The organism is Listeria sp. MAN/IMW/UF464, assembly GCF_058683955.1.
The window spans coordinates 281094-298995 of the sequence record NZ_JBZWZP010000003.1; the positions used below are offsets into that span (position 1 = coordinate 281094).

At 39.7% G+C, this 17902-nt stretch carries 16 protein-coding genes; 15 read left to right on the forward strand and 1 reads right to left on the reverse strand.

The window, feature by feature from the left end:
- From AC4PG0_RS11345 to AC4PG0_RS11365, 5 genes are all read left to right on the forward strand, one after another.
- Complete coding sequence (locus AC4PG0_RS11345; RefSeq protein WP_194320309.1) at window positions 1–1032, forward strand: Gfo/Idh/MocA family protein; 1032 nt, start codon at window positions 1–3, stop codon at window positions 1030–1032.
- On the forward strand, window positions 1029–3206 hold the full coding sequence (locus AC4PG0_RS11350) for a glycoside hydrolase family 65 protein (RefSeq protein ID WP_492167553.1): 2178 nt from the start codon (window positions 1029–1031) through the stop codon (window positions 3204–3206). The genes AC4PG0_RS11345 and AC4PG0_RS11350 overlap by 4 nt, the downstream gene beginning before the upstream one ends.
- Entirely contained in the window at window positions 3203–4324 is a 1122-nt protein-coding gene (locus tag AC4PG0_RS11355; protein ID WP_112119959.1) for a glycerate kinase, read from the forward strand. The genes AC4PG0_RS11350 and AC4PG0_RS11355 overlap by 4 nt, the downstream gene beginning before the upstream one ends.
- On the forward strand, window positions 4321–4983 hold the full coding sequence (gene pgmB / locus AC4PG0_RS11360) for a beta-phosphoglucomutase (RefSeq protein WP_003764497.1): 663 nt from the start codon (window positions 4321–4323) through the stop codon (window positions 4981–4983). The genes AC4PG0_RS11355 and pgmB overlap by 4 nt, the downstream gene beginning before the upstream one ends.
- A gap of 122 nt (window positions 4984–5105) precedes the next feature.
- On the forward strand, window positions 5106–5426 hold the full coding sequence (locus AC4PG0_RS11365) for a thioredoxin family protein (RefSeq protein WP_003764496.1): 321 nt from the start codon (window positions 5106–5108) through the stop codon (window positions 5424–5426).
- A gap of 57 nt (window positions 5427–5483) precedes the next feature.
- Here AC4PG0_RS11365 and AC4PG0_RS11370 read toward each other — a convergent pair whose 3' ends face one another.
- Complete coding sequence (locus tag AC4PG0_RS11370; RefSeq protein ID WP_203574730.1) at window positions 5484–6083, reverse strand: nitroreductase family protein; 600 nt, start codon at window positions 6081–6083, stop codon at window positions 5484–5486.
- Window positions 6084–6276: 193 nt separating this feature from the next.
- On the opposite strand from AC4PG0_RS11370, the gene AC4PG0_RS11375 reads away from it, so the two are divergent.
- The 10 genes from AC4PG0_RS11375 to AC4PG0_RS11420 all read left to right on the forward strand — a co-directional run bounded on the left by AC4PG0_RS11375 (window position 6277) and on the right by AC4PG0_RS11420 (window position 17891).
- Window positions 6277–6630: a hypothetical protein gene (locus AC4PG0_RS11375; protein WP_409353792.1), complete on the forward strand. Its 354-nt coding sequence runs from the start codon at window positions 6277–6279 to the stop codon at window positions 6628–6630.
- A gap of 103 nt (window positions 6631–6733) precedes the next feature.
- Entirely contained in the window at window positions 6734–7156 is a 423-nt protein-coding gene (locus AC4PG0_RS11380; RefSeq protein ID WP_045553841.1) for a MarR family winged helix-turn-helix transcriptional regulator, read from the forward strand.
- Between the two features lie 13 nt (window positions 7157–7169).
- Window positions 7170–8318, forward strand: coding sequence for a lmo2826 family MFS transporter (locus AC4PG0_RS11385; protein ID WP_033533749.1), 1149 nt, complete (start codon window positions 7170–7172; stop codon window positions 8316–8318).
- 371 nt (window positions 8319–8689) lie between these two features.
- Window positions 8690–9781: a 3-phosphoserine/phosphohydroxythreonine transaminase gene (gene serC / locus AC4PG0_RS11390; protein ID WP_033533750.1), complete on the forward strand. Its 1092-nt coding sequence runs from the start codon at window positions 8690–8692 to the stop codon at window positions 9779–9781.
- On the forward strand, window positions 9774–10961 hold the full coding sequence (locus tag AC4PG0_RS11395; RefSeq protein ID WP_003764490.1) for a phosphoglycerate dehydrogenase: 1188 nt from the start codon (window positions 9774–9776) through the stop codon (window positions 10959–10961). Before serC ends, AC4PG0_RS11395 begins: the two co-directional genes overlap by 8 nt.
- Window positions 10962–11049: 88 nt before the next feature.
- The gene (locus AC4PG0_RS11400; RefSeq protein ID WP_185511009.1) at window positions 11050–12291 is read left to right on the forward strand and encodes a DUF1015 domain-containing protein; all 1242 of its coding nucleotides are present in this window, start codon (window positions 11050–11052) and stop codon (window positions 12289–12291) included.
- An 8-nt stretch (window positions 12292–12299) separates the two neighbouring features.
- On the forward strand, window positions 12300–12623 hold the full coding sequence (locus AC4PG0_RS11405; protein ID WP_203574728.1) for an arsenic metallochaperone ArsD family protein: 324 nt from the start codon (window positions 12300–12302) through the stop codon (window positions 12621–12623).
- A gap of 128 nt (window positions 12624–12751) precedes the next feature.
- A complete protein-coding gene (locus AC4PG0_RS11410; protein WP_185505045.1) occupies window positions 12752–15094 on the forward strand; it encodes a helix-turn-helix domain-containing protein in 2343 nt (780 codons plus the stop codon).
- Window positions 15095–15288: 194 nt separating this feature from the next.
- Window positions 15289–16491, forward strand: a complete 1203-nt coding sequence (locus AC4PG0_RS11415) for a M20 family metallopeptidase (RefSeq protein ID WP_492167554.1) — start codon at window positions 15289–15291, stop codon at window positions 16489–16491.
- A complete protein-coding gene (locus AC4PG0_RS11420) occupies window positions 16491–17891 on the forward strand; it encodes an MFS transporter (RefSeq protein ID WP_003768773.1) in 1401 nt (466 codons plus the stop codon). The genes AC4PG0_RS11415 and AC4PG0_RS11420 overlap by 1 nt, the downstream gene beginning before the upstream one ends.
- The last annotated feature ends 11 nt before the right edge of the window (window positions 17892–17902 follow it).

Here is a 17902-nt window from a genome sequence, read left to right on the forward strand (position 1 = left end):
ATGAAGAAAAGAGTTGCAATCATAGGAGCAGGACAAGTCGCTGAGAAGGTTCATGCTGCATATTATAAGACAAGAAATGAGTTAGAACTTGTGGCAGTTTGTGATCCTAGTATGGAACGAGGCGAAGAGTTTCGTTCAAACAATGGTTTTTTGAAGCATTATGCCACGGCGGAGGAAATGTTTGCTACAGAAAAAATTGATATAGTTAGTATTTGTACGCCTAATCGGTTTCATTTTGATAATGTGATGTTGTCTCTTAGGCACGGGGCTGCGGTTATGTGTGAAAAACCACCCGCAATGAGTGCAGCAGAAGCGAAGGCGATGTGGGATCTTGCTAAGGAAAAAGAAGCTATTTTAGCGTATGATTTTCATCATCGTTTTTCTAGTGAAGCACAGTTTTTAAAGAAAAATTCGGCGCTTTTAGGTGAAATTTATTGTGTGAAAGCAACCGCGCTTCGTCGTTCTGGTGTGCCAGGTTGGGGAACTTTTACGAATAAAGAAATGCAAGGTGGCGGTCCGCTGATTGATATGGGAATTCATATGCTTGACGCGGCGATGTTTGTCCTTGGCTTTCCAAAAGTGAAGAAAGTTACGGCAAAAAGTTTTCAAAAAATCGGAACCAAGAAAAGTGCGGGGACATTTGGTTCATGGGATCCGGAAAAATATACGGTAGAGGATTCTTTATTCGGCTTTATTGAACTGGAAAATGGCGGATTAATTGAGCTGGATACTTCTTTTGCGTTACATATTAAACCCGAGAGCGTATTAAATGTCGACTTTTTTGGGGATTTAGCTGGTGGAAGTTTATATCCGGCTGAAATTTATACGGATAACGCAGGGGAATTTCAGTTGTTGGAAAGCTTAGGTCAACTGGAGGAAAATAAACACGATAACAGCATGAAAGCATTTGTTGATAGCGTTCTTGGCGAGGGGGATTTAGAACTTGCTGGCGCTGAACAAGGTTACAGAATACAAAAAATCGTTGAAAGTTTATACGAATCGGCAGAAAAAGGTGAGAGTGTTTTTTTATGAGGAAAATAATCGAGAAGGAATTTGCATTAAATTATCTAAATAAATATGGGAGCCAAATGACTGTCGGAAACGGCTATTTGGGTGTGCGCGGTGCTCTTGAAGAAGAATATCCGGAGCAAGTTCGTGGTATGTATGTGGCAGGAATTTACAATCGTCCGAGCGGTTCAGTGAGTTCGGAGCTAGTGAACTTGCCGGATGTGACACGGTTCCAAGTGACGCTTGACGGGGAAGTTTTTTCGATGCAAGCAGGGAAAGTCCATGGGTATGAACGATTTTTAGATATGAATACAGGAGAATTAGTTAGGAAAATTATTTGGGAAAACAGCGCCGGCGACAAGTACCAACTAAATTTTTATCGATTTGCTTCAAAGGTTGTGAAACATGTTATTGCGGCAAGAGTGGAGATAACGCCTTTAAATGGATGTGCGAAAGTGAAAATAAAAACGGGTATTGATGCACAACAAACCAATTTTGGAACGCAACAGTTGGCAGAATCTAGCTTACGGATTTTTGACGAAGAGCTGATGGTTGGTGAATATGAAACGATTGAAAGCAAACAGCGAATTACAGTGGCAACAAAAGTCAGTCAAAAAGGGGTTTTCACTGCTAAAAATCGCCAATTAATGACTGAAGTTGAGCAAGAAATCGCAGCCAACCAAACATTCGCTTTGGAGAAAATAAGCCTGGTTAAAACATCTCTTGATGAGGTGGACGTGGAGCTTCCAAATGAAACCTATGCTGAACTGAAAGCAACTTCGGAAAGAGCTTGGGCAGATTTTTGGGAGCATGCGGGTGTTCGCGTTGAGAGCACGAATGATTTTGATCAGTTTGCGCTAGATTTTGCGTGCTATCATTTAGAAATTATGACGCCGAAAGATGATTTTCGTTGTAGTGTTGGTGCGAAAGGGCTGACCGGGGAAGGTTACAAAGGACACGTTTTTTGGGATACGGAAATTTTCATTATGCCATTTTTCCTTTATAATAAGCCGGAAATTGCCAAACAACTGCTAGAATATCGTTATCTTCATTTGAAAGAAGCGAAAGAAAAAGCGTTGAAAAATGGATATAATGGGGCGCTTTACCCGTGGGAAAGTGCCTTCTCTGGTGAGGAAGAAACGCCGGAATTTGCAGCGATTAACATTCGGACTGGAACACGGCAAAAAGTAGCTTCTGCCATCTCAGAGCATCATTTAGTGGCGGATATTGCTTATGCCGTTTGTGAATATGAAGCTGCCACAGGTGATGCTCAGTTTATGAGTGACTGTGGTGCTGAACTGCTCCTCGAAACAGCAGAGTTTTGGATAAGTCGAGCAACTAGCCGTAATGGTCGACTGGAAATTCTCGATGTGATTGGGCCGGATGAATATACAGAGCACATCGATAATAATACTTACACCAACTACATGGCGCACTATAATGTGAAAATGGCGCTGGAATGGAACCGCGATAATGAAGCTTTTCAGTCACGTGCGAAAGCGTTTCTTAAAAACTTATATTTACCGGTCAGAAATGAAAAAGGTTTAATTCCGCAAGATGATACTTTTTTACAAAAAGATTGGATAAATTTAGATAAATATAAGGCTGCGCAAGGAACACAAGGGATTTTGCTAGATTATTCGCGACAAGAAGTGAATGAATTACAGATTTTAAAGCAAGCTGATTTAGTGATGTTATTCTATTTGTTTCCTCAGATGTTTGCGCCAGAAACTGTGAAGAAAAACCTAGATTATTATGAAAAACGAACCATTCACGATTCATCTTTAAGTAAAGCGATTCATGCCATTGTGGAAAATCGTACGGGAAACCGCGAGCAAGCCTATCAATTTTTCCAAGAAGCGTGTTTAATTGATCTTGGGGACGAACCACATTCATCCGATGACGGGCTTCATGCGGCTTCTCTTGGGGCAATTTGGCTGGCAGTGGTTTTTGGATTTGCAGGCATTGATACTAGTGGAGAATTATTAGAAATAGCGCCAGATTTGCCAGATGCATGGCGGTTTGTTAAATTTGAATTCATGTGGAAAGGTGAAACAATTCTAGTGGAAATAGCGCCAAACACGTTACAACTTTCAAAAAACACAAAAAGCATGCTAGAATTAGTTATCTACGGAGAAAAACAGCAATTAACGGATACATTAACGATTAAGATGGAACAAAAGGATGTGTCTTTATGAAAATTGTCATTGCACCGGATTCATTTAAAGAAAGTTTGACGGCGCACGAGGTGGCAGAGTATATTAAAGAGGGCTTTCAAGAAGTTTATCCGCATGCAGACTATCATTTACTCCCAGTTGGAGATGGGGGCGAGGGTACGCTTGATGTTTTAAGTAGAGCCGTGGATGCGAAAACGACGAAAATCAATGTTTCTGGTCCGTTTGGCGAGCCTGTTTCAGCAAAAGTTGCCTTTACAGAGGGCAATAAAAAAGCGCTGATCGAAATGGCTGAGGTTTGCGGTTTGCATCTAGTTCCAGCAACTAAACGTGATCCACTTCAAGTGAGCACAAAAGGAGTGGGCGAACTAATTTTGCACGTAATGAAAAAAGGTGCGACCGAGGTTATCATTGGCATAGGTGGAAGCGCTTCAAATGATGGCGGAATAGGCATGGCTAGCGCGCTTGGCTATGAATTTTTAGATTTAGAAAACAATGTCGTAAATCCAATCGGCGCCAATTTAGCTAGCATCGCAACCATCCGCTCTGAAAATGTTCCTACTGAGCTCAAAAACATCACGATAAATATAGTAACCGACGTTGAAAATCCGCTTTGTGGAAAAGAAGGCGCATCCTATGTATTCGGCCCACAAAAAGGATTAGCTGCCACTGATCTCGCGAGCGCAGACGAGGCAATGCGTCATTTTTATCAGCTGGCCAATCCAGCGATGATAACAATGGCACGAGCTGGTGCTGGGGGAGGAATTGGCGCTGGACTTGCAACATTTGCAGAGGCGAATTTGCTGTCTGGCATTGATTTTGTAATCGAGGCGCTTCAAATTAAAGCAGTTTGCAAAGATGCCGATTTAGTCATCGTTGGTGAAGGGAAAATGGACGGACAAACTGCTCAAGGAAAAGCACCAGTGGGCGTGGCGAAAGAAGTACCTGATGGAACACCCGTTTTTGCAATTTGTGGAAGCGTAGGAGAGGGTCTTGAAGCTGTCTATACGGCCGGAATCCACGCGGTATTTCCCTCAATTGCGAGTCCAACAACTTTAGAAAAAATACTTAAAGAAACCCCAAATAATCTAAGAAGAACCGCACGAAATGTTGCGGCAGTTTGGAAAGGACGAGTAGAATGACAACAGCATTAAAAGGAGTAGTATTCGATTTAGATGGTGTCATCACAGATACAGCGCATTACCATTACTTAGCTTGGAAAAAAACAGCAGAGAGCATTGGAATTGAATTCGATGAAGCATTTAATGAGAATTTAAAAGGAGTGAGTAGAATTGACTCCCTACTTCTTATTTTAAAGAAAGACGGCCGCGAAAATGACTTCACACAAGAACAAATCGAAGCACTTGCAGCAGATAAAAATGAATTCTATGTGAGCTTGCTCGAAGAAATTACGCCGGCAGATGTTTTACCAGGAATTAAAGAACTTATAGTAGCTCTTAAAAAGCAAAATCTTAAATGCGCGATTGCATCTGTTTCAAAAAATGCTCGTACGGTATTGAGTGCGCTTGAAATGGAACAAGAATTTGATTACATTGTTGATGCTGCTAAAATTACTAAATCAAAGCCTGATCCCGAAATTTTTGTGGAAGCATGTCGCGGTTTAGGCTTAGAACCATCAGAAGTAGTTGGAATTGAAGATGCCCAAGCTGGAATTGAAGCAATTAACGCAGCTGGAATTATAAGCGTGGGTGTTGGTTCTGGACTTCGTGATGCGGATATGACAGTGAAAAATACTGGTTTGCTAGATTTACGTATTTTAGAGATATTACATAGCAAATAAAATGTTTCACGTGAAACAAAAGTGTCAAAAAGTGAACAAAAAGCAAGATATATTGCTATTCTAAAACCCTTTGCTTGACCACGATACAACTTTGGAATATTCTGAATGTGAGGTGGATATGTATGGCGATTATTTTTGCAAAAGAAGAGAACTTGGAAGAGATTATTAGTAGCCATCCTAAAATATTACTTAATTTTTGGGCAGAATGGTGTGCTCCGTGCCGCTGTTTCTGGCCAACGCTTGAGCAATTCTCTGAGGTGGAAGAAGGTAATGTCCAAGTTGTGAAAATTAATGTAGATAAACAACGTGCATTAGCTCAAAAGTTTGATGTAAAAGGGATACCGAATTCGCTTGTTCTTGTTGATGGAGAAATTAAAGGCGCAATTGCTGGTATTGTCAGTTGTGATGAACTTAGAAGTAGGTTTAATAGTCTAGCAAAATAAAAATTCCGCGATCCAATTTAATGGTCGCGGAATTTTTTGTTTCACGTGAAACATTTATTATTTGAAAACGCGGAAACGGTCAGCGTCATCGATGAATTCTTTTTCGCCAGCTTCTTGAACGATGTTACCAAACGGCATTTGAGCGCGTAAGTTCCAGCTTGCAGGAATATTCCATTCAGCTTTAACAGCATCGTCAATTAGTGGGTTGTAATGTTGTAGAGATGCACCAATTCCAGCGTTTGCAAGAGCAACCCATACTGAATGTTGTGCAATACCTGAAGATTGTTCAGACCATACAGGGAAATTATCTGCATATAGTGCAAAGTTTTCTTGTAGACCTTCAATAACAGCAGTATCTTCAAAGAAAAGAACTGTTCCGTATCCAGCGCGGAAAGAACCAACTTTTTCTTCAGTAGCTGCAAAGTTTTCAGCAGGTACGATAGCGCGTAATGTGTCTTCTACGATATTCCAAAGTTTATCATGGTTTTCTCCTAAAAGAATAACAGCGCGAGAACTTTGAGAGTTGAAAGAAGATGGGCTGTATTTAACTGCGTCTTTAATGATGTCTTCAATTTTGGAATCCTCTACGGAAACGTTTTTATCTAGTGCATAAATGGAACGACGAACTTTAATAGAATCTAAAAATGTATTAGTCATAATAATAAAACTCCTTTGTTAATGTTATTTACTTACATAAGTATAGCAACTATTTATTAATTTGCAAGTGTTTTTGTCGGAAAAAGATTATGTAAGCGCTAAACCGATTACAGCCCATATGAAAAAACTTTTTAAGTAAAAAACTTGCTTTTAAGAACATTTGTTCGTATAATAAAATTAAGAGGTGATAATTATGGTTACGGCAATTCAGAAAGAGCAAGTGCGGACAGAGAAGAATGCTGCTTTTTTAACGAGTCGGCCAGAAGTGGATTATTTAGAACGCGAGAGCTTCTTTATCACATTAAAAGACGCCATGAAGCGAGAATGGGTCGTTCGAATAAAATTTTTTCAAGAAGCAGATGTTTCTTCTTTACGTCTAGCATCATTTGAATATCCTTCCGCCTTTCTTGGGCTAGGAGAAATTGAAAAACAAGATTTGGTGCCACTTGAAATCGACATGTTAACGGAAGAAGTTATTTTTACAGATATTGTTGGACATGAATATGTAATTGAATTTAGAGATATTATAGATGTTGAATTATTATAGAAGCAGTCGTTTATTCGGCTGTTTTTTCTTGTCAAAAAAGGAATCCATATGTATAATGGTTGTTATGACAATTATTGTTACGACAATAGAAAAGAGGTTAGAAATGCGCGGATATTATGATGAAATCTCATTTGATGTGAATACGACTGCGAAGAAAATGCACTTGTTTTTGATGCGTTCTATTGCAAGCTATGATGTAACGCCTGAGCAGTGGTCTGTTTTAGAGGGAATTGAGGCGAACGAACCGATTTCTCAAAAAGAAATTGCGCTTTGGACAAAAAAAGACACGCCCACAGTGAACCGGATTGTCGATGTTTTGCTTCGAAAAGAGCTTATTGTGAGGGAAATTAGCACAGAAGATAGACGAATTTCACTTTTGTCATTAACGGATAAAGGGAGAAAAGAAACGACAGAACTTCGGGATATTGTGGAGGCGAGTTGTGAAAAAATGTTTGCTGGGGTTACTCGCGCGGATTTGGAGCAATTCACGGCTATTTTAAAGAACATTTCTACTAATATAGAGTAAAGAGGGGTAAATTTTGGAAAATAAGACAAGACTTTGGACGAAGGACTACGTATTTTTATTATTAGGTAGTGTGCTTTTATATATTGGGTTTATGGTGTTTATGCCGACGTTACCAGCTCGAATTATTGAACTTGGCGGAACACAAATGGAAGCTAGTTTAGCGGTAGGGCTATTTTCAATTGTCGCCTTACTTATGCGGGCGATTGCAGGAAGTTGGAACGATAAATTTGGACCTAAAGTATTAATTATTGCAGGTTTTTTGATTTTAATTTTAACGACTGTGAACTTTTATTGGTCGACGGCGGTTGCGGCTTTGCTTATATTACGGCTTTTTCACGGGGCTGGCTGGGGTATCGGCACGACGTCAATTGCGACAGGGGTATCTAAATTAGTACCGCCGAGCAGAACGGGAGAAGGAATTGGCTTTTATGGGCTTACGACTGCGCTTGGAATGTCACTGGCACCGATTATTGCTATTTTAATCATGAATTATTTTTCTTTTGATGTTTTAGTGACTTTTTCGCTTGTTTTGATGGTGTTTATTTTACTTTTAATGACACAAGTGAAAATTCCAAAATCAGAAAAGATCGTCCATCAAAAAATGAAATTGTTCGAGAAAACGGCGCTACTTCCGGCAGGGCTATGTTTGCTAATGGCTATTCCGCTTGGTGGTATTCAGACGTTTATGATGGTATACGGAACGGAAATTGGGATTTCGACAACGTGGGTTTATTTTATTGGGCAAGCAATTATGGTGCTTATTAGTCGGTTGTTTGCTGGGCGTCTTTATGATACAAAAGGACATCGTTTTGTTATTATTCCGGGTGCGCTATCCATGATTATTGGAATATTAATTCTTTCTTTTGCAACCGGAGCGATCAGCTTATTTGTCGCATCACTTTTTTTTGGACTAGGATACGGGATGGCACAACCGGCACTCCAAGCACTTGCTGTTGACCGAGCTGCGCCACATAACAAAGGAACTGCGAACGGTACTTTTCTTTCAGGAATGGACATTGGGATGGCTGTTGGTAGTTTTGGTTTAAGTATTGTGGCGACTTACTACAATTATGCTATTATGTACCGCACAGCAATTATTGCGCTTGTCATATTTTTTGTGGTGTATTGGTTAACTTTAGGGCGAAAAGTGAAAAATAGCTGACATCTCTTGTGAAGCTGTTTTCAAATTTTTGTATGTGCGAGAATCGCTTTAAATAGCGGATTCTCGCACTTTTTTAATGTCAGAATGTTTAAACATCACATTTATTTGGAGATTTAGTATAAATTTTCTGAAAAACAGCTCTATTTCTGCTATAATATACAAAAGTACAAAAGGCAGTGTTTACTTTTAAGCGCTGAAAAATCCGAATATTGTGTAGAATATCACAGGTTCGGCTTTTTTATTTCTTAAGAACAGAACTTCGAAAAGCATAAGTGTAACGAGGAAGGCTCATATCCGGCCAGTAGTTATGAATTACTGGTGAAAAATTTTTGTAAGTAATTGGGGAAATTTGATGACAGGAGAGATGTTGAGTGGAACGTGTTTATAATTTTTCGGCAGGTCCGGCAGTTTTACCAGTACCGGTACTTGAAAAGGTTCAAAGGGAGCTACTCTCTTATAATGGTTCAGGAATGTCAGTAATGGAGCTGAGTCATAGGTCAGAATTATTTCAAAACATCATAGACGATGCGGAGAGTTTAATTCGAGAATTGATGGGGATTCCAGAAAATTACAAAGTACTATTTTTGCAAGGTGGCGCGAGTTTGCAGTTTGATATGGTGCCGATGAATCTTGCAAATGGTAAAAAAGCAGTCTATGTAAACACTGGATCTTGGGCGAAGAAAGCAATTTCTGAAGCTAAAAAAATTCAGGGTGTTGAGGTGGAAGTAATTGCCTCATCGGAAGACCGTAATTTCAGCTATATTCCTGAAATTCCTACAGTTTCAAATGATGCTGCTTACTTACATGTAACAACAAATAATACAATCGAAGGAACAGCAATGTTTGATGTGCCAGACTCAGCTGTCCCGGTCGTTGCAGATATGTCCTCTAATATTTTATCAAGCGTTTATGATGTGAAAAAATTCGGTTTGATTTATGCAGGAGCGCAAAAGAACATTGGTCCTGCTGGGTTAACGCTTGTCATCGTGCGTGAAGATTTAATCGGACAAGTAGAGGGACTTCCTTCTATGTTAGATTTTAAAGTACAGGCCGAAAATGGTTCCATGTACAACACACCACCAACTTTTGCTGTTTACGTAGCAAAATTAGTATTCGAATGGATTAAAGAACAAGGTGGCGTTGCTGGAATTGAAGCGTTAAATCGCAAAAAAGCGGCATTATTATATGATTATATTGATCAATCGGATTTCTTTTCTTCACCGGTCGAGCCTTCTGCAAGATCGCTCACGAATATTCCTTTTGTGACGAATTCTGCAGAGTTTGATAAAGCTTTTGTTAAAGAAGCTGAAGCAAATGGTTTTAAAAACTTGAAAGGACATCGCTCCGTGGGCGGTATGCGAGCAAGTCTTTACAATGCATTTCCAATTGAAGGGGTAGAAGCACTAATCGCCTTTATGGAAAAATTTGCCAATGCAAGAAAAGGGGGAGAAGTACGTGTTTAATATCCAAACGTTTAATGCTATCGCTAAAGAAGGCTTAAAGACATTTGATCTTGAGAAATATGTGATCGATGCGAACCAGCCAGCAGACGGGATTTTACTACGGAGTTATAACTTACACGATTTTGACTTTCCAGAAACAGTGAAGGCAGTTGCTAGAGCTGGTGCAGGAGTTAATAATATCCCAGTAGAAAATTGTTCTGAAAAAGGTATTGTCGTATTCAATACGCCTGGCGCTAATGCCAATGCTGTAAAGGAACTGGTTCTTGCAAGTTTATTCGTTTCGGCGCGTCCAATTTTGGAAGGTACGGAATGGGTGAAGGAACTACCGGCTGAAGATGATGTGGAACAAAAAGTTGAAGCTGGGAAGAAAGCTTTCGCGGGAACAGAACTGGCTGGCAAAAAACTTGGAATTATTGGCCTAGGTGCAATTGGAGCTTTAGTGGCAAATGATGCGCTATCTCTTGGGATGGACGTGGTCGGTTATGATCCATTCGTTTCCGTAGATACTGCTTGGAGAATTTCTAAAGAAGTGGAACGCGCGATGACGATTGAAGAAGTTTTAGCAACATGCGATTATTTAACGGTTCATGTGCCATTAACGGATAAAACTCGTGGCATGTTCAATGCAGAAACGTTACAATTAGTGAAGGATAATGCGGTCTTACTAAACTTTTCACGCGGTGAGCTAGTGGATTCAGCCTCTGTGAAAGAAGCTTTAGATGATGGACTTTTACGTTTATATATTACAGATTTTGCGACAAAAGAATTATTAAACCATAAAAAAGTGCATGTATTTCCTCATTTAGGCGCATCAACGGAAGAAGCCGAAACCAACTGTGCTAAAATGGCTGCAAAAGAATTACAATATTACCTTGAAACTGGTAGCATTAAAAACTCTGTTAACTATCCAAATGTGGAAATGCCTTATAACGGGCATCCGCGAATTGGTATTTGCCACAAAAACATTCCGAACATGGTCGGGCAAATCACGACAGAGCTTGGGAAATATTCCCTAAATATTTTAGATATGATCAACCGTAGTAAAAATGAATATGCCTACACATTAATTGATATTGATAAGGAAACGCAAGCTAATTTGGAACAACTGAAAAGTGATTTATTGGCTGTCCAAGGGGTTTTGCGTGTTCGAGTTATTGAACCATTAGGTGTGACAGTTTAAAATTATTACCCGGGAAATAATGAGAGCATGAAACTTTATGGTTATTGCCAGATGGGTTCATGCTCTTTTACTAAAAAGGAGGATAACAATGGTAAATATACGTCCATTTAAAGCATTACGTCCAATTAAAAATCTAGCGGAAAAAGTGGCTTCGTTGCCATATGATGTACTTAATTCGGAAGAGGCGCGCGAACTTGGCGATGCAAATAAGTATTCTTTTTTACATATTGATAAGGCGGAAATTGATTTAGATCCGGCAATCTCCCCTTATGACCCAGCTGTTTATCAAAAAGCGGCTGATAATTTGGAGCAATTTGAGCTGGATGGTTGGCTTGGAAGAGAAGCAAACCCGGCATTTTATATTTATCAACTGACGATGGATGGTCGTCCGCAAACGGGACTGGTTGTTTGTACGTCGATTGATGATTATTTGAACGGCAAGATTAAAAAACATGAGCTGACTCGGGAAGAGAAGGAGTTAGACCGGATTCGCCATGTGGATGTTTGTGATGCGAATACAAGTCCAATTTTCCTTACTTATCGTGGAAAAGAAGCGATTAATACGCTTATTGAGTCTTGGGTGAATGAAAATGAACCTGAATACGACTTTGAGAGCTTCCACGGGGTCACTCATAAGGCTTGGGCAATTACGGACGCTCATATTCTAGAAGACCTGTCAGCGGCGTTCTCGGAAGTCCCAGCACTATATATCGCAGACGGGCATCATAGAACGGAATCTGCTGTAAAAGTTGGCTTGAAACGGCGCGAAGAATTCCCTGAGGCTGGACCAGAAGCAGAATTTAATTTCTTCTTATCGGTTGTTTTTCCAGAAGAGCAATTAGAAATTCTTGATTATAATCGGGTTGTGAATGTGCCTATTGAAGCAGATTTCCTTAGTAAAGTTGAGGCTAGTTTTGATGTGGAGAAGGTTGGGAAAGAAGCATTTAAACCTGAGAAGCCAAAACAAGTTGGGATGTATTTAGATGGAAATTGGTACAAGCTTACGGCGAAAAGCGATGTGATTCCGAACGATGTTATCGGTCAGTTGGATGTTTCGATATTACAATCGCAAGTTTTAACGCCGATTTTTGGAATTGAAGATATTCGTCGTGACAATCGTATTGATTTTGTCGGCGGAATACGTGGCTTAGAAGAGCTAACTCGTTTGGTGGATAATGGCAGTCATTCGGTAGCATTTGCGATGTACCCGCCGACAATGGACGATTTACTTGGTGTGGCAGATGCCGCGGAGATTATGCCACCAAAATCGACTTGGTTTGAACCGAAATTATTAAGCGGGCTGTTTGTCCATGATTTAGAAAGTAAGTAGTTTTTATTATGAAGCGAATTAGTTACTTTTATTCTGCGGAAAATGAGTCTGAGATTAACCTAGAGATATGGAAAATGTTTATGAATCAAAGTGAAGCTGAGCGAAAAATCCATTTTGATCATACAGGTATTGTGTTTGATATTCAGCTAGGAGAGGTCGGGAAAGTGGACTTGCCAGAGCGGGTTCAAGCGCTAATTGATAAGAATGGAATGGAATCTTTGCCGATTTTAGTTGTAGATGGAGCGATATACAATTATGGGGAGTTTTCTGTGATTGATGCGGTTGAGGAATTACTGGATGTGGGTGTTTCTATTCAAGTGGAAGAAGATTGAAATCAGGAGCCAGTCGGAGTTAGTTTCGGCTGGCTTTTTGCATGAGTAAATTAAAACAAACCAATCAATTTCCGCTATTTATGATAATATAAAAGTGTCCGATTAAGTTAAACGAAGGAGTGAATCGAGTGTCTCATTTAAAAGATTATACGATTGGTATTCAACACATAAAGCAGCTGACGTCGGAAATTTCACTTGGAACTAAATTGGTATTTGCTATTTCTGGACAAATAACAATTAAGATTTCTGAGCAAAAATTTTACTTGCAAGAAGGCGATATTTTAGTCCTTGATCGCAACACTTTTTATACAATTGAAGGAAATGAAGCTAACTTAATTATTGATTTAACGATTTCAGATACATTTTTTGCGCATTATTATGAGGATTATTTTCAGCATTCTTTTAAATTTTTCTCGAAGGAGAGTGACCCTGGGAGAGAGCGGGTTGTTGGGTCGTTGAGGAAGTCGGTGAGTGAGCTTTTGATTGCTTCGGCGACGAAGAAACGAGCGAATAAATTAGAAGCGCAATCGGCGTTGTTCCAAATCTTATTATTACTTACGCGTTTTTTGAAAAAAGGGATTCCATCTTCTGCTAGGAAAGAAGTCAATGATAAACGGATTTCGCGCATTATTCGAGAAGTGGAGGAGCGGTTTGATGAAGCCTTGTCGCTTCGTGAGTTTGCGCAAAAAGAGTTTTTAAGTGAGGCGTATTTATCACGTTATTTTAAAAAGACGACGGGGCTTGGATTCTTGCAGTATTTGACGGAAGTTCGATTGAAGCATGCGATTCAAGATTTACTGCATTCGGCGGAAAGTATTACGGAAATCGCGTTAAAAAACGGTTTTTCGAGTCAAAAGCATTTTTCGGAAGTGTTTAAGTTTCATTTTGAGCTAACGCCAAGTGAGTACCGATCCGAACATCATGTGGAAACGAATTTGTTAATAGACAATAAGACATCCGAGCTGGGCGCTAGTATAGAGCAAATTGTGCCATCTCCGGAAATTTTAGTGAATTTGTCGCGGCTTTATCATGATGTGGAGCCGGGTAAGGAATTAAATAAAGCGCCATTTGAGAAAAAGAAAATTGATATTACGGAAAAGGCGGCTCGTTGCCTTAGCGAGAATATGAATATTTTAACCATTGGTGAGCTTAAAGAAGTGCTTAAAGCTAACGTGCAAAAGCAGATTATTACGACACGCGATGAAATTGGGATTAATTATATTGGCATTCGTCATTTGTTTAGAGGTTCGACATTCTTGCCTGAAACGGAAACGGACGAGCTAGTGCCAACATCTTCGCCGTATGCTAATGCGGATTTGGCGCTCACATTTTTAAAACAGCAAAATTTACAGTTGTTCATTCGCATAGAGTATCAAGATATTGTAGGTGAGGAAGCCGCTGTTTTTGAGCGCTTGGATCATTTTTTAAAGCATTGTATGCAAGTTTTTGGGCGGGAATTTGTTTCTAAGTGGCATTTTATGTTTTTTGAACCGAAAAATACATATGCTGATAAAGACGAGCTGAAAAAAATTTATTTGAAAATATATCATATTATAAAATCGCGTTTTCCAGCTATCCAAGTCGGAAATTTTGTCCCGTTTTCACTTTCTAAAAATGAAGTTCCAGAACGGCATACGTGGTTTTTAGATGTGGCTGATGAAATTGACTTTGTGGCCTATAATGCGAATCAAAATGAAGCGGTGGATTTTTCGAAAGAAGATATGAAGTCGTTTATGATTTCCGAAGATTATTGTTTATCTAAAACGCGGAAGTTGAAGGCTTTTTTGAAACATCATCATATTAATAAACCTCTTATGCTGGTGAACTGGAATACGCTCACGGGAAATACGCGGTATACGAATGGTACGTTTTTCCGAGGTGCGTTGGTTTTAAAAACAATGCTAGATTTGGCGCCAGAAGTGGATGCGTTAGGGTTTTGGATTAATACAGAACTGCATGAAGGTGATGACAGCCAGTTAAATATTAGTTTAGATGGGATTGAAATGTTCCACTTTTTTGACGGAAAAAGACCGGCGTTTTATGCGGTGAAGTTTTTGAGGAGGCTTAAGGGTGTTGTTGTTGCTGAGGGTGCGGATTTTATTATGACGAAGCATACAGACGGATACCAACTTATTCTGATGAACTGTGCGAATATTAACCCGAGATATTCTGTGGAAGAGAGATTTACTAAGGAAGAGCAGAAAGAAATGCATATTCGAATAACGGGGCTTCAAGCTGGGGAATACCAAGTGTGTAAATGGCAATTCGACCGTGATAATGGGGCGCTTTATTCGAAGTATTGGCAGCTTAATAGTAAGTATGGACTGGATAAAGAGATTTTGGATTATATTGTTGATGCCTCTCAGCCGACACTTACGGTGAGCGATGAGACGATTACGGAAGATTGGTCGTTTTATGCTTATTTAGATATTAATGCGATTCACTTTTATGAGTTTAGAAGTACGATTTAAAAAGTTCAACTCTTGCAGTTGAGCTTTTTTTATGCCCTGAACACCGAATTTTTGACATTGGTTGACGCGGTTTAGAAAAGAAGAAAATTTCAAGCTAAAACTAAGCAAAAAAGCAAACTTCTTTTAGTTTGTTTTTTTTTATAATAAAGGTGTAGTTAAAAATACGGATGTTCTGGCCAGCAGAAGTATTAAAAATGGAGGTTTGGATAATGAAAGAGAAGTTATTTCAAAAACTAGACGAAAAACGAGATCGAATGATAGAAATTCGTCGTTACTTACACGAACACCCTGAACTTTCTTTTCAAGAGGAGAATACGGCGAAGTATATTGCGGATTTTTATAAAGAAATGGACTGCGATGTGCGGACACATGTTGGCGGGAATGGCGTTGTAGTAACGATTGATACAGGCAAGCCGGGCAAGACACTGGCAATTCGCGCTGATTTTGATGCACTTCCTATCCAAGAAGAAACTGGCTTAGCTTTTGCATCTAAAAATCCTGGTGTAATGCATGCTTGTGGTCACGACGGTCATACTGCTTATATGCTTATTTTAGGCGAAACACTTATTGAAATGAAACAAGAATTAACAGGAAAACTTGTTATTTTACATCAGCATGCGGAAGAAACTCCTCCTGGTGGCGCGATTCAAATGATTCAAGACGGGGCGCTGGATGGTGTAGATAATGTACTTGGAATTCATGTGATGTCTACAATGAAAACAGGCGAAGTTTTCTACCGTGAGGGTGCGATTCAAACTGGTCGTTCTTATTTTAAACTTAAGGTACAAGGTCAAGGTGGACACGGCTCATCTCCGCATTTAGCGAATGATGCTATTGTTGCGGCAAGTGAATTTGTAGTAGCTGTGCAAACTGTTATTAGTCGCCGTTTAAACCCATTTGATGTTGGCTCGATTACGATTGGTTCTTTTGACGGAAAAGGTAGTTTTAATGTTATAAAGGATGCGGTTGAGATTGAAGGCGATGTGCGCTCGATGTCTGAAGAGGCACGCAACATTATTCAAAAAGAAATTACCCGTATCGTTAGCGGCATAGAAGCAATGTTTGGCGTTACTTGTGAACTTGATTACAAAAATGATTATCCGGTTTTAAATAATGACGAAGCTTTGACTGATTTCGTTGTTAAATCTATTAAAGGGGCGAAAATCCCTGAAATCACGGATGTTGTGCGTTGTGAACCGCAACCACCTTCAGAAGACTTTGCTTATTATGCAAAAGAACGCCCAAGCTCATTTTTCTATGTGGGAGCAATGCCGGCAGATGGTCATTTTTATCCGCATCATCATCCAAAATTCGACATCAATGAAGATTCATTATTAATTGCATCAAAAGCAATGGGAGCTTGTGTTGTAGATTACTTAAAAGGAGAGAATAACTAATGACTTCAACAGCGTATAAAGGTACAAATAAACTAATCGTTGGGATTGTTTTTGGGGTTATCACGTTTTGGCTTTTTGCTCAATCAATGGTGAATATCGTTCCGGCCGTGCAATCTGACCTTGGAATTTCCTCTGATTTACTTAGTATTGCCATCAGCTTAACCGCGCTATTTTCAGGTATTTTTATTGTTGTAGCGGGTGGTATGGCTGACAAATTTGGTCGCGTGAAATTAACTTATATCGGACTTATTCTTAGTATCATCGGTTCACTGCTACTCGTTGTCACTCAAGGGTCGACGCTACTTATTATCGGCCGGATTATTCAAGGTCTTTCAGCTGCTTGTATTATGCCAGCAACTCTTGCCTTAATGAAAACTTATTTTGACGGGGCAGATAGACAAAGAGCACTTAGTTACTGGTCGATTGGCTCATGGGGCGGATCAGGTATTTGTTCGTTCGCAGGTGGCGCAATCGCAACATACATGGGCTGGCGCTGGATTTTCATTATTTCCATCGTATTCGCACTACTTGGAATGCTACTAATTAAAGGTACTCCAGAAAGTAAAGTCGTTCAAAATACAAAAGCAAAATTTGATTCATTTGGTCTTGTTCTTTTTGTTATCGCAATGGTTTGCTTAAATCTCATCATCACTCGTGGCGCAACATTTGGTTGGACAAGCCCAATTACTATCGCGATGCTCGTTGTTTTCCTTATTTCTGCGGGATTATTTTTCCGGGTGGAACTACGACAAGCAAACGGATTTATTGATTTCTCGTTATTTAAAAATAAAGCTTATACAGGCGCGACACTTTCCAATTTCTTATTAAACGCAGCTGCTGGAACACTGGTTGTTGCAAATACTTATGTGCAAATTGGTCGCGGTTTTACAGCATTCCAATCCGGTTTACTTTCTATCGGTTACCTTGTCTGTGTGCTTGGAATGATTCGTATTGGTGAAAAAATTCTTCAACGAGTTGGCGCGCGTAAACCAATGATTCTAGGATCTGGTATTACGGCTGTTGGTATTGCTTTAATGGCGCTCACTTTTATTCCAGGAACATTGTATACGGTGCTTGTGTTTGTTGGATTTGCTTTATTTGGTATCGGACTTGGTATGTATGCAACTCCTTCAACAGATACAGCTATCTCTAATGCTCCAGAAGATAAAGTCGGAGTAGCTTCTGGTATTTACAAAATGGCAAGTTCGCTAGGTGGCTCATTCGGTGTGGCAATTTCCGCTACGATTTATGGTGTGATTGCACTATCTGGAAATATTGATTTAGCCGCAATGGTGGGGCTTTTAACTAACGTCGGTTTTTGTGTTGTTTCACTTATTTCCGTCGCTGTAACAACACCGTCAGCGAAAAAAGCGCTCGAATTAAAAGCCGCAAAAGAATAGGAGGTTGGATT

Excerpts from the sequence above, each read along its gene's own strand:
- AC4PG0_RS11355 (WP_112119959.1), top strand. The coding sequence starts at position 3,203 with ATGAAAATTGTCATTGCACCGGATTCATTTAAAGAAAGTTTGACGGCG.
- AC4PG0_RS11405 (WP_203574728.1), top strand. The coding sequence starts at position 12,300 with ATGAAGCGAATTAGTTACTTTTATTCTGCGGAAAATGAGTCTGAGATT.
- AC4PG0_RS11365 (WP_003764496.1), top strand. The coding sequence starts at position 5,106 with ATGGCGATTATTTTTGCAAAAGAAGAGAACTTGGAAGAGATTATTAGT.
- AC4PG0_RS11400 (WP_185511009.1), top strand. The coding sequence starts at position 11,050 with ATGGTAAATATACGTCCATTTAAAGCATTACGTCCAATTAAAAATCTA.
- AC4PG0_RS11380 (WP_045553841.1), top strand. The coding sequence starts at position 6,734 with ATGCGCGGATATTATGATGAAATCTCATTTGATGTGAATACGACTGCG.
- AC4PG0_RS11350 (WP_492167553.1), top strand. The coding sequence starts at position 1,029 with ATGAGGAAAATAATCGAGAAGGAATTTGCATTAAATTATCTAAATAAA.
- AC4PG0_RS11375 (WP_409353792.1), top strand. The coding sequence starts at position 6,277 with ATGGTTACGGCAATTCAGAAAGAGCAAGTGCGGACAGAGAAGAATGCT.
- AC4PG0_RS11370 (WP_203574730.1), bottom strand. The coding sequence starts at position 6,083 with ATGACTAATACATTTTTAGATTCTATTAAAGTTCGTCGTTCCATTTAT.
- AC4PG0_RS11345 (WP_194320309.1), top strand. The coding sequence starts at position 1 with ATGAAGAAAAGAGTTGCAATCATAGGAGCAGGACAAGTCGCTGAGAAG.
- pgmB (WP_003764497.1), top strand. The coding sequence starts at position 4,321 with ATGACAACAGCATTAAAAGGAGTAGTATTCGATTTAGATGGTGTCATC.
- AC4PG0_RS11415 (WP_492167554.1), top strand. The coding sequence starts at position 15,289 with ATGGAGGTTTGGATAATGAAAGAGAAGTTATTTCAAAAACTAGACGAA.
- AC4PG0_RS11420 (WP_003768773.1), top strand. The coding sequence starts at position 16,491 with ATGACTTCAACAGCGTATAAAGGTACAAATAAACTAATCGTTGGGATT.